A 12,973-nucleotide genomic window follows, 5' to 3' on the forward strand; every position below is an offset into this window, starting at 1 on the left:
GCCTTCTATCTTCTACTTCCCCCGTTTGAATTTGGATAATAACCTAACTGAATGATTTACCAATTCAGGTCGAGTTAAAATGCCACCAGAAGGACTAAAAAGCAGTACCAGCAAAAATAGTACGGATGATACTAGGACAATAGCAGGGCCAGATGGGATATTACGGTAGTAACTGATGTACACGCCTATAATACTTGCAAGCATTCCAATGACTGCCCCCAATCCCATCATGTGATGTAATTCCTTGACCAGGAGATAGGATGTAAGGGCAGGCCCCACTAGCAGTGCAATTACCAAAATGACTCCGACTGCTTGCATACTGGCAATAATTGTTAATGTAACTGCTGCCATAAAGCCAAAATGAATGGTCTGAATCGGCAAGCCCATCGCCCTAGCGCCAGTTTTATCAAAAGTATAGAATAGCAATTCTTTATAAAAAAGCTTGACTGCAACTAGAATTACGGCGGTAATAATCAACGTTCGATAAATGTCATTCATCGTCACTCCCAGAATATCTCCAAATAAGAAGCTATCTAGGTCAAGCTTGTTTTTGAGTACTGTAATCAGCGTTACTCCTAAAGCAAAAAAGCTCGAAAAAGTCAGCGCCATAGCAGCATCTGCTTTGATATGAGATTGGGAACGAATCCAGGCAATTAAGAACGAACCCAAAATACCAGAACAAAAGGCTCCAATTAAAATATCTATTCCTAAAAAGAAGGATATGGAAAGTCCGGGTAATACGCAGTGAGCAATCACATCACCCAGAAGAGCCATGCGCTGGACTATCAAATAACTCCCCACCACCGGACAGAGAATACCAATTAGGATGCCGATCGCGAGTGCGTTCCGCATAAACTCGTAGCTCAGGGGTTGTAATAGCAAATCCAGCATATAAAAAAGAATTCTGAATCCAGAACCCAGATTAACAAAAAAAGGTTGTTCCTAAACCGTAAAGTGGGCACGATCACAACGTAACAATAAGAGTTTGAGGAAACTGCAGCAGTGCCCACCCTACAAAAATTGCACTCAACCGTAAGGTGGGCACGAGCACAACGTAACAATAAGAGTTTGAGGAAAATGCGGCAGTGCCCACCCTACAAAAATTGCACTCAAGTGAATTAACAAAAAAACGTTGTTCCTAAATCCTGAAATTGATTTTGTAAAGCTGTACCGTAAGCTCGTTGTAAATTCTCTTGTGTCATTACTTGCTGTGGCAAGCCATCACAAATTACGCGTTGATTGAGTAGCAACAATCGGTCTAACTGTGTTAACGATTGTCCCCATTCGTGAGTACTAACCAACAGAATTTTGCCTTGCGATCGCAACTCGGCGAAAATTTCCAAAATAATTGTCTCAGTTTTTTTATCAATACCTGTAAACGGCTCGTCGAACAAGAATAATTCTGCTTGTTGAGCCAGCGATCGCGCCAGGAATACTCGTTGCTGCTGTCCTCCAGATAGTTCTCCAATCCGACGATGACGCAGGTGCAACATTTCTACCCTTTCTAGAGCCGCTTTGACAATTTCTTCGGCGGCACGGTTTGGGCTGCGAAACCAACCCAAGGAACGAGTTCGTGCCATCATCACTACATTCCAGACAGTGATTGGAAAGTCCCAATCAATTAGCGATCGCTGCGGTACATAGGCTACTTTTTCTAGTTGCCGATGCAAAGGACAGGTGCAATATTGCACAGTGCCACTAATGCTAGGAATTAAACCAAGCATTGCTTTCAGTAGCGTGCTTTTACCTGCGCCATTTGGCCCAATAATCCCGACTAGCTGTCCGGGTTCGACACGAAAACTCACCCGATCTAGTCCTAGCACTCCCCGGTAATCGACAGCTAATTCTTGAACCTGTAACATGAACTATGTAAATAAGAACGATAATCATTATATTCTGAAAGATGATGTTTGCAGCCGATAAGAAATATGTACACCACTTCTCATCGAATCTGGCGAGCCATAACCTTAGTTATAACTTTCGGTTTACTTAGTGCCTGCGCTCAATCACCTCCTACTAGTGAAACTAGTTCTCTTAACTCTACCGCCAGTCCTGCTGCTAATGGTAAGCTTTTGAAGGTAGTTGCTACTACCACAATCCTGTGTGATATCACAAGACAAATAGCGGCGAATACAGTTGATCTGCGTTGTTTGCTTAAACCTGGAGTAGACGGTCACACCTATCAACCAGTTCCCGAAGACCGTAAGGCAATAGAAGACGCTAACCTAATTTTTTACTCTGGGCATAACTTTGAGCCAGAATTAATCAAGCTCATTAAGGCAACATCTAACCCTGCTCCCAAAGTGGCGGTTGCAGAAGAAGCTGTTCCCAACCCGCAACAGTTTGAAGAAGATGGGCAAACAGAAGACGATCCCCACGTTTGGCAAAACGCTGAAAATGGCGCTCGGATGGTAGAAGTAGTTGAGACACACTTGGCAAAGTTAGTACCTGCCAATACTGAGTTATATGCCAAAAATGCCAAAGCTCTGAGTACAGAACTACTTCAGATTCATAGTTGGATAAAGTCTCAGATTGCCACCATCCCTCAGTCATCTCGAAAACTGGTGACAACTCATGATGCTTTTGGATATTACACCTCAGCTTATAACATTCCAGTGGAAGGAGCGCTTCAAGGTGTGAGTACAGAAGAAAAACCGACAGCGGCACGAGTTAAAAAATTAGTTGATTCAGTTAAAAATTCTCAAGTTCCAACTATTTTTGCTGAAGTTACTGTTAATCCCAAATTGCTGGAGACAGTTGCAAAAGAAGCAAACGTCAAAATTTCTGATCGCGAACTTTATTCTGATAGTTTAGGAGAACCCGGTTCAGACGGTGATACTTATCCAAAAATGTTAATTGCTAATACTAAAACAATTGTGGAAGGGCTGGGCGGACAATTTACGGCTTTTCAAGGAAAGTGAGGAAATTAATAGCTTGCTTTTGTGGTTACAACACAGTTAAGAAGGTATCTTTTCCTTGTATAGGTAAAAGCCTCAATCGCTGATTGTGCACATCAGGTTCTAAGCCTAAATCCTCTAAAGGGATTAATCCTAATAGAGGATCTGAACCTGCTGGTAACTCAATACAGTTAAACGTTCCTTCTCTACCTTCAACAGTAAGGCTAATCTCCCTAAATACGCGAACTTTTTGCACTCCCACAGCAATTTTTACATCTACTTGTTCTTGAAAAACCAGACCTAAATCCATAATGATATTTTCAGGCAGGCAAAGTCGAGTAGCACCAGTATCAACTAGGACATTTTCTAAGGTGATTGAACGAATTTGATGAGTAGGAATAAATCCTCTTTCTGCAAGAATTTGGTCAATTCGATTAGTAACAGTCATTGTGGTTGTGACTTTGCCCATTCTTTTATCAGTTATAGTTGCCATAATTCCTAACCTCAAAATAAGATTATAGAAATTAGTTTTATGTTAAATGTATTCTCTGTACTGAATTATGACAACGTTCATACCTGATATATTGCCTAAGGAATGTCATCAGGTATTATAGTCATCATCATTTCTTTATTTATTCCAGAAATTTTGACTAGTCTATTTGCCTGTTTTTCCCTTGTTTTATCGAATATATTTCTAGCAAGCCTGCCATTACCAAAATTCTTATCTCTACTTTGATATAAATTAGTAAATTTATTTATTAATACTTTCTTTGATTTACCAGTGAGTTTGAAATTTTCCTGCTCACAAATTTTTTCAAAAATAGTCAGTAATTCTTGAGGTTGATAATCATCAAAATAGAAATACTTATTAAATCTAGACTTTAGACCAGGATTGGCATCCATAAATCTTGACATTTCCTCATTGTAGCCAGCAACAATGACTACCAGTCTGTCTCTATAATCTTCTATTCTTTTCAGTAAAGTGTCTATAGCTTCTTGTCCGAAATCATTTTTAGATCCTTCTGGCTTGAGTGCATAAGCTTCATCAATAAACAATACACCGTCTAACGCTGACTCAACTAGTTCGTCTACTTTAAGGGCAGTTTGTCCAACATACCCTGCAACTAATCCCGATCTATCAGTTTCAACAACATGACCTTTAGAAAGTATGCCTAAGTTTTTGTATATCTCTCCCATAAGACGAGCTACAGTTGTCTTTCCAGTTCCAGGAGGGCCACAAAACACAGAATGGAGTGTCAAAGAAGTAGTAGCCAGTCCTGTTTCTTGACGAAGCTTCTGGATTTTGAGGAAATTAATGAGAGTATTTATCTCATCTTTGACATTTTGCATTCCTACCAAATTATTTAGCTTGTTTAAAACTGCCTCCAAATCTTCACAATTCAAATCAGACTTACCAGGAAAATTATTACTACCAGAGCGCTTTAGCTCTGCTTTCATTCTTTGCAACTCATCCTCAATCTCATCATCCCAAAAAGGCATACTCTGTATCCTCTACAATCTATTGAATAAAGTGAGCAATATGTACTTAGTAAGTGAGTTATACCAATTCCCCATAAAGATGCACTTAATATTAAAAAAGAACTACAAAGGACACAAAGAACGCAAAGGAAGAATTTGATACTCACTAAGTGCAAGTTCATAGAGAATTGGTATTACATCATTTACTTTATCCAAGATAATCTCAGTTGTCTTGTAGAGGCAATTCTTGTTGGTATTTCCAATGAATAATTTTACAAACACCCGGTTTGGACTAACTGATGCGTTTAAATGCTGCTACTGACAATCTTGTAAAACTAAGATATCTAGTAGCGTGTCTACCCAAAAAAAGGTTTATCACACGCTACTAAGTGAGTTAATTTTGATAACTTGCACCAGTAGCAAATACCGCCTCAGAATGAATTCTCAAACCTCATAGCCGAAGTCCTTTAAAGAAGACTAGACTTTACTTCTATTAGTTGATTACAGTCCACTTGAGTGGACTTAAGCTATCAGCCAAGAAATTTATTTCTTGGCTGGCTTGGGGTGCTTAGGCGCTAATTAAGAATGGTGCAAGTTGTTAATTAATTTGTGGTTGACTTCGCTATCACTTGCAACTGTAACCCTGGCGGATAACTTCCTTCTTCTTTAATTCGCTTAATATCAGCATCTGTCATCCGCAAACCCAATGTTTGTGCTACTGCCCTGACAATGTCGCCGCGATCGATGACACCCGCAACAGCACCCGCAGGCGAAAGTACGGTAACGCGGGGTAAATTTTCATTTTCGAGCTTATTAATTACCTCAGCGATATTAGTAGATTCCTCTACAGTAGGTATTTCTGTAAGGGGATGCACAATGCTTTCTACAGTCTTAGTTTCCCACTCACTTCTTTCTACTAGACGCAAGTCGTCAATAGAAACCATACCTCGGTAACGCCCATCCGACTCGGCAAAATAAACTTGGGCTGGGGCGGTTTCGAGTAGATACAAATCAGCGAAGGCACGCAAAGTCTGGTTGGCATCGACTATGCGAAAGTCACGAGTCATTGCCTCAGTTGCCTTAAGCTTGAGCAAGGTTTCTTGCAACATTGTGACGCGATCGTAACTAGTGGCATTGCGGATACCAAACCAACCTAATAAAGCAATCCACAAACCAGTTACTAGCTCTCCGGTAAAGTAGTCTACTGCCAAACCCAAAGCGATCGCACCATAACCCAAAATTTGTCCGGCTTTAGCTGCCAAATGTACTGCTTGAAAGCGATCGCCTGTAGCTTGCCATAGTGCTGCTTTTAACACTTGTCCGCCATCAAGGGGCAAACCAGGAATTAGGTTAAATAATGCCAAAACTAAGTTAATTCGTGCCAAATCTCCTACCATAACGTGGAGAGGATTGGCATTAGGTAAGGCATCGGCTACGAGACGAAGCAGTAAAAATAGTACAATGCTAACTACTGGCCCGGCGATCGCAACTTGAAATGCTTTACCTGGAGTTTTGGATTCTTCTTCAATCGCAGCAATCCCGCCAAATAGAAACAGGGTAATGGAGTTAACTTTAATGCCTTGCGATCGCGCTACCAAGCTGTGCCCCAACTCGTGTAACAATACCGAAGCAAAGAGTAATAAAGCCATTATTACCCCAGAACTCCAAGCTAAGACAGTACCTAATTCCTGATAAGCTACTGCAAAATTAAGGATTGCCAACCCTAAAATCACAAACCATAAGGGGTCTAAAAATAAAGGAATTCCAAAAAAAGACCCTATTCTCCAATTTGTTTGCATTCTTATTTCCCAAAACTAGATTTTCCAACAAGCGAGAAAAATTTAACAATGTGTAATTTTTGAGCCATAAAAAGTTTTACTTGCTGTACTGATAGCGCTGAAATACGAAGGCGCAAAACCCAGCCTTAGCCAGCGGGATTAGAAAAATCAAAATTAGCTGGTTGAGATTCTCTTATTTCTAGAATAGACAATTAAAGCCTGCGATTGGAACTCAAAAATCAAGACAGCAGAGCCAGCGGTGTTTGCTGAAATTCTGCTGCATTTTCGGTACAATGATAGATGCGATCAAAGTAGTGTCCTGTAATATTTGGTTTTGAGTATAACCAAAGCTAAGATTTAGCCTTAAGTAGAGGGAAGAAACCAACAGCAAGGCTGACACATCCAACTACAATCCACCATTTGTCTTTTTGCTCAACTTGTAAATATGACTGTTGGGGGTTTTTCACAAAACTGCTGATCCGAGATGCAATTTCTCGCTGTTGTGCTTCGTCGCCATAGTTTGCAAAGGACGAAAATGGAACTTCACCATTAATAGTATAGATAACAATTTTAGGAGATTCGTTATCTTTTTTATTTAGAAATTTAGCTCCTTTTAATTTATTGACGGGCATTTCTTTTTCTTCAGACCACAGAAAGCCAGAACGCACAAGTTTACAATATCCTTGGTTTGGCTCAGTTCGGCTGCAAGTAAAGGTACTAACCTTGGCAAAAGAAATCAAGAAAAGTCCAAATATTATGAATATCAGCCTCAATTGCAACTCCTATTTATAATCGATTTAGTAATAGTTAAAATTGAAAAATATTTAAATTTTTTGAACTAAATACAGTGTTGATATTTTTGAATTTAGCGAAACTATCTTAATATTTATAGATATTAAAGTTTTGCAAGCAAAGTAGTTTGTTGATTTTATCAGCTTATAATTTGATACAGGAATTTGATGTAAAATTTTTAAATTTGCTTCATCAAATATTCGTTACTAACATTCATTGAATAAGAATTCAGAATAAATTTTTTATTCTGGCTCCTGGCTTCTGGCTTCTGAATTCTTCTATAAGTATGCTAATAATATTTTAACTTTTCAAATATCCTCATGCAGCACGAAAATATACCATTTTCTTAACTAACTGTAAAAATTTTCTTAACTTCATCATTATTGATACAAAAGAAGTTTAAATAAATTAAAAATATTTACAATATTAAAATAAACATAGCAGTTATAGTTAGTACAAAATACCGACTTATCTAAAAAGCCGGGTATCTGTGTATTTAGTGACTAATATTCAATACCTGATAGTCTCTTGACCATTAGGAATCAGCTTTTAGCGACTTTGTACTTTCTGGATGTGCCATTGCCAACCCTGCTAAATAAGCAGTTGTCCAAGCGCTTTGGAAATTAAAGCCACCAGTGATACCATCTATATCCAAAATTTCTCCAGCAAAATAAAGACCTGGTACTAACTTGCTTTCCATAGTCTTAAAATTGACTTGCTTAAGATTAATACCGCCACAAGTGACAAATTCTTCTTTGAATACTCCTTTACCACTAATCAAATATTTTCCTTGAGAAATTTCTTGAACTAATTGATTTAAGTTTTTATTAGATAATTCTGCCCAGCGGTTTTCAGTGATAATACCGACGCGAGAAATTATGTATTGCCAGAGGCGGTGGGGTAAGTCAACACCACGATGGGATACTATGAGGCGCTTGGGTGAATCATTCTTGACTGCTAATAATTGCTGGCGTACTTGTTCTTGTTGCAGCTGGGGTAGCCAATTAATGAGTAAAGTAGCTTGGTAGTTACTTGAGTGCAATGCTCTCGCGCCCCAAGCAGAAAGCTTGAGTACAGCCGGGCCGCTCAAACCCCAATGGGTAATCAATAATGGCCCTGTTTGTTCTAATGGAGAGTGTTCTGGTACTATTAAGCGTAACTTGGCATAGTTAACACTTACGCCAGCTAACTCCCTTAACTTTTCATCACGAATATTGAAGGTAAATAAAGAGGGAACGGGTTTTTCAATGGTGTGTCCCAGTTGTTGGGCGATTTTATAACCTAAAGGATTGCTGCCCGTAGCTAACAGCAGGCGATCGCATGGCAATTGTTCTCCCGACTTCAGGATCACCTCGAAATTAGAGAGTGGGAGAAATTCCCCCTCTCTCCCTATCACCCCCTTTCCCCCTCCTCTTCTTACCCCTACCACCACCGCGCCTGTACGCAGTTCTACTTTCGCGGCTTTTGTGGCATCCATCAGACAATTGACAATTGTTTCCGAGGAATCTGTAATCGGGAACATCCTGCCATCAGCTTCGGTTTTTAACTGTACGCCATTCTTAGCAAACCAAGCGACTGTATCTTGAGGTTGAAAACGCGTAAACGCCCCTAGTAAAGCTTTTCCACCTCTGGGGTAATTTTGGATTAACACCTTTGGATCGAAGCAAGCATGAGTGACGTTGCAGCGCCCCCCACCAGAAATGCGAACTTTAGCCAGTGGTTGATTGCTAGCTTCGAGTAAAATCACACGAGCGCGAGGATTACTTTTGGCAGCAGCGATCGCGCCAAAAAAACCAGCTGCACCACCACCTATGACTACTATCCGTAGTGGTTCCACAGTTAAAAAATTCCTAAAAACCTGTTGAGTGAAATTGTCAGCGTAATACTTATTATTCTTCTGATTCAAATTGATTTTTTTCTGCTCCACAAACTGGACATATCCAATCTTCTGGTATATCTTCAAAAGCCGTCCCTGGTTCTATACCGCTATCTGGATCGCCGACTTCTGGATCGTATTCGTATCCGCAGACACTGCATACATACTTTTGCATCTTTGAACCTGCCCCAACCAATGCTTTGCTCTATATCCATATTAATTACCTTACACAAAAAATGTTACTTATATTACTTTTTTACAAGGAGTTAGAATATTCTAGATACTTCTTTAACCGCATTCTGTATGTAGGATACAGTTATTCTGGCTTCTGAATTCTTTATTGATTAAGTAACCGATATTCTAAAAAACTGAACAATTTAAAAATTTAAAAAGTATGATGCAGAAATTCAAAGTTTTAGATAAATAATTCTAATATACTGCTATTGACTTTGCTTTCTTTCTGGCTTCTCCAATATTCTGTAAAAATTACGCAATTATACCCTGTGATATAGAAGGTATTTAAATTTATTCTTTCTATTAATAGAGAATGAAATTTAACGTCAGCTTTTAAGAGACAAAAGAGTAGAGAACAGTGACACAAAGGGCAAGGTTTCCTAATCTCATTAGTGAGTTGAGAAAAAGGCTGAAACTCTCGCGCAAGCAACTAGCTTGGCAACTGGGTATTTTTTCCCAGACAATGAATTGTTGGGGAAATAATCCGGCTATCCTTTCACACATGATAAGCAAGCTGGCTGAGGTTTTTATTCAGGAAATTGCGGCTCAAACCCTGAAACTAGCCCAAGCAAGATTTTTTAAACTAAAACCCACAGACATGAGAGTGTGAAGAACAGCCATGCCAGAAAATGAGCAGGAAAAAATATGGCACTTGTTAGTGGTACAAGACTTGCAAGGGCAGCGAACTATCCCTTTGAAAGAGGCTACCTATTCTCTTGGGCGTGACTCCAGAAACGCAATTGTTATACGTTCACGATCAGTGTCAAGGCAGCACGCAATTTTACTGCGGGTAACTCTTCCAGAAACAGATCAATATGCTTTTCGGATTGTTGATGGTAGCTTTAAGGGTAAGCAGAGCACAAATGGCTTATTCATAAATGGTACAAAATGCTTCTCTCACGATCTTCAGCATGGAGATTTAATTGAGTTTGGCAATAATCAGGTTAAGGCTAAATACTATGCTCTCTCCAATCTCTGTGATCAGAATTTTTCTGAGTCTTACGTAGTTGAACACTTATCTGACTTACTTTCAGAATCAGGCAATTCTATCAATCCCTTTGAGACGCTTATAGTCAAAGACGATAGCCTTGAAAGAGCTAGTGAAGTTGCTTTAGCTCGTTTAGCTTCATTTCCCGAACTGATCCCCAATCCCATTATCGAGATGGATTTAGAGGGAACAATTACTTATCTCAATCCAGCTGCAACTTTCAAATTTCCCGATTTGAAAAAATCCGGCAAGCATCATCCTTTTATAGCAGAGCTAGTCACTACAGTTAAAAACCAAAAAGAGAATTCTTTTATTCGGGAAGTGGAAGTTGATAAAGCCGTTTTTGAACAATCTGTCCATTATCTTCCTGAGAGCGATTTAATTAGAACTTTTGTGATTCGGGAAATTACAGAGCAAAAACAAGCCGAAGCTGAACTGCATCAGCGCGATCGCTTGCTACAAGCAGTTGCAGAAGCTGCCAATTATTTATTAGTAGAAATGAACTATGAAATAGCAATCGAAAAAGCTTTGGCAGTATTGGGCGAAGCTGCTCAGGCGGATCGTGTCTATTTATTTGAGAACAATCCCCATCCAGTTACGGGAGAAATGGCAATAAACTTGCGATTTGAATGGATATGCGAAAGAGTAGAGTCTTGTCGTCGTAACTGGCAAAATCAACCATATAATAATTCTGGGCTTAGTCATTGGTATGCTGCTTTCTCTAAAGGAGAGTTTATTGGTGGGTTGACCCGCGAATTAAGTGTGGCTGAACAAAAACTTCTTATGCGCGATGGTATTCAATCTCTGCTATTAGTACCTCTGCGGTTAGAGGAAAAGTTCTGGGGATGTCTGGGCTTGGTAGACTGTTCTCAAGAGCGTTATTGGTCAAAGCATGAAGAATCTACTCTGTTGACACTGGCTGCTAATATCAGCGCCGCTCGCCAAAGGCAACAGGTAGAAGAAATGATTCGCTACCAAGCTCTTCACGATCTGCTGACTGGATTGCCCAATCGCCTGCTATTTAACGAACAACTTTCTAAAACTCTGCCCAATGTAACCAGGAGAAAAGAAAGTTTAGCCGTGATGTTCCTCGATCTAGATCGATTTAAAACCATTAACGATTCTCTCGGACACACCCTTGGAGATTTATTATTGCAAAGTGTTGCTCAAAGATTGAACGATTCCCTCAGAGCAGGAGACACGGTTGCTCGTTGGGGAGGCGACGAATTTATTATCTTGCTACCCCAAATCACTAGCGTTGAAGAGGTAACTCAAGTTGCCAAGAGAATTTTACAAGCTTTAGAAAAAGCTTTTCTGATTGAAGGAAACGAACTTTACATTAGTGCTAGTCTGGGGATTGCTTTACTGAACGAGCATAGCCCCGATGCGGAAACTCTAATCCAGCACGCAGATGTGGCTTTGTATCATGCTAAGGACAAGGGAAGGAATAACTATCAGTTTTACACCACTTCTATCAGTAGCAAAGCTCCTGAGGTGCTAACTATAGAGAAAAGCTTGCGCCATGCCTTAGAAAGAGAAGAATTTGTAGTTTATTACCAACCTCAAATTAATATTCATACAGGTAAGATTACTGGCATGGAAGCGCTACTGCGCTGGCAGCATCCAGAGATGGGATTGGTAGCTCCCAATATTTTCATTCCTCTTGCCGAAGAGAGTGGATTAATTGTCCCCATCGGAGAATGGGTGTTGCGAACAGCGTGTATGCAGAATAAAGCTTGGCAAAATGCAGGATTGCCTCCTTTGACAGTAGCGGTTAATCTCTCTCTCAAGCAGTTTCGCGAACCCAAATTAGTGCAGACTGTAGCCCAGATTTTAGAACAGACAGAGTTAGAGCCGCGTTTTTTAGAATTAGAAATTACGGAAACGGTAGCGATTGAAGACTTAAATTTTACCAAAAAAGTATTGCAAGAATTGGAGCAAATGGGCGTTCATCTTTCTATCGATGATTTTGGTACTGGTTATTCTTCTCTTTCACGCTTACAGTTGTTGCCATTACACAATCTCAAAATTGATCGCTCTTTCATTCGTGAATTGACAACTGATGTGAAAGTTGCTCACATTGTCAAAGCTATAGTGACTTTGGGGCGAAACTTGGGATTGAGACTTACTGCTGAAGGGGTAGAAAAGGAGGAAGAATTAGAGTTTTTGAAGTCTATTAACTGTGAGGATGTACAGGGCTTTCTGTTTTATAAACCGCTTTCTGCCCAAAAAGCAACAGAAATCCTTGAAAATACAATAGCAAATTCACACAAATGCAGCAGCGAACAGGGTTGAAAGCATATTGGTATATAGCTTTGTTCTTAAAATTTGTACTTCATTCACTTGCAATCTGCTGGAAGTATTACGCACTCACCAAGTCGGCAAAGCCGACGCCAGGTGCTACCAAGTTCCATGAGTAAATGTTCTCCTCAGTGTTGATCATCGGTGCCGTGTGTTCTTAAGAAACATTGTTTTATTAATTTTCTTTGCGACTTTAGTCAATATCTACTTCCATCTAATTAGTTCTAGCTAAAACTAGTGGTTGCCCAACAAGCTTTAGTACTTCGACTACTAAATCTTTTGGTTGTATGGGCTTCACTAAATATGTCTGAAATCCACTTCTAATAGCTAGTTCACGTTCTCTTAATGTATTTCTCAGCCCTGTTAGGGCAATAGCTGGAATCGAACAAATTGGTGGGGGTAAGCTTCTAATAGTACGAATTAGCGTATAGCCGTCAACATTTGGCATCGCAATATCGATAACTAGAAGATGTGGTTCAAACTCTGTAATCATGTCAAGGGCTTCTTGTGCTGAGGTTCGCGCTACCACTTCAAAGCCAAACATTTCCAGACAACAGGAAGTTACATCACAATGGTCTATGTTATCATCTACGACCATGATTCGTAACCTATCCAGAGTTGGATAAGC

General features: G+C 39.8%; 11 protein-coding genes. 2 read left to right on the forward strand and 9 right to left on the reverse strand.

Annotated elements, in window-relative coordinates; genetic code table 11:
- Positions 1-12: 12 nt before the first annotated feature.
- A complete protein-coding gene (locus UYC_RS0110000; RefSeq protein WP_016877078.1) occupies positions 13-891 on the reverse strand; it encodes a metal ABC transporter permease in 879 nt (292 codons plus the stop codon).
- Positions 892-1,118: 227 nt separating this feature from the next.
- Positions 1,119-1,862 (reverse strand): metal ABC transporter ATP-binding protein, encoded by a 744-nt coding sequence (locus UYC_RS0110005; RefSeq protein ID WP_016877077.1) that lies wholly within the window; start codon positions 1,860-1,862, stop codon positions 1,119-1,121.
- Between the two features lie 66 nt (positions 1,863-1,928).
- Here UYC_RS0110005 and UYC_RS0110010 point away from each other — a divergent pair, with 66 nt between their 5' ends.
- Positions 1,929-2,921: a metal ABC transporter solute-binding protein, Zn/Mn family gene (locus tag UYC_RS0110010; protein ID WP_016877076.1), complete on the forward strand. Its 993-nt coding sequence runs from the start codon at positions 1,929-1,931 to the stop codon at positions 2,919-2,921.
- A 25-nt stretch (positions 2,922-2,946) separates the two neighbouring features.
- Here UYC_RS0110010 and UYC_RS0110015 read toward each other — a convergent pair whose 3' ends face one another.
- From UYC_RS0110015 to rd, 6 genes are all read right to left on the reverse strand, one after another.
- Entirely contained in the window at positions 2,947-3,390 is a 444-nt protein-coding gene (locus tag UYC_RS0110015; RefSeq protein ID WP_016877075.1) for a pepsin/retropepsin-like aspartic protease family protein, read from the reverse strand.
- Between the two features lie 95 nt (positions 3,391-3,485).
- On the reverse strand, positions 3,486-4,397 hold the full coding sequence (locus UYC_RS0110020) for an AAA family ATPase (protein ID WP_016877074.1): 912 nt from the start codon (positions 4,395-4,397) through the stop codon (positions 3,486-3,488).
- A gap of 581 nt (positions 4,398-4,978) precedes the next feature.
- On the reverse strand, positions 4,979-6,175 hold the full coding sequence (locus UYC_RS0110025) for a site-2 protease family protein (protein ID WP_016877073.1): 1,197 nt from the start codon (positions 6,173-6,175) through the stop codon (positions 4,979-4,981).
- Positions 6,176-6,504: 329 nt separating this feature from the next.
- Entirely contained in the window at positions 6,505-6,894 is a 390-nt protein-coding gene (locus UYC_RS0110030) for a hypothetical protein (RefSeq protein WP_016877072.1), read from the reverse strand.
- Positions 6,895-7,481: 587 nt separating this feature from the next.
- Complete coding sequence (locus UYC_RS0110035) at positions 7,482-8,783, reverse strand: BaiN/RdsA family NAD(P)/FAD-dependent oxidoreductase (RefSeq protein ID WP_200862368.1); 1,302 nt, start codon at positions 8,781-8,783, stop codon at positions 7,482-7,484.
- 52 nt (positions 8,784-8,835) lie between these two features.
- Positions 8,836-8,997 (reverse strand): rubredoxin, encoded by a 162-nt coding sequence (gene rd, locus UYC_RS0110040; protein ID WP_016877070.1) that lies wholly within the window; start codon positions 8,995-8,997, stop codon positions 8,836-8,838.
- Between the two features lie 678 nt (positions 8,998-9,675).
- On the opposite strand from rd, the gene UYC_RS0110050 reads away from it, so the two are divergent.
- The gene (locus tag UYC_RS0110050; protein ID WP_016877068.1) at positions 9,676-12,339 is read left to right on the forward strand and encodes an EAL domain-containing protein; all 2,664 of its coding nucleotides are present in this window, start codon (positions 9,676-9,678) and stop codon (positions 12,337-12,339) included.
- 220 nt (positions 12,340-12,559) lie between these two features.
- Here the strand turns inward: UYC_RS0110050 and UYC_RS35475 are convergent.
- Positions 12,560-12,973 (reverse strand): response regulator (locus UYC_RS35475; RefSeq protein WP_016879504.1); only part of this gene is annotated, 414 nt, incomplete at its 5' end.

Source organism: Chlorogloeopsis fritschii PCC 6912, from assembly GCF_000317285.1.
In the GTDB taxonomy this organism is placed as follows: Bacteria; Cyanobacteriota; Cyanobacteriia; order Cyanobacteriales; family Nostocaceae; genus Chlorogloeopsis; species Chlorogloeopsis fritschii.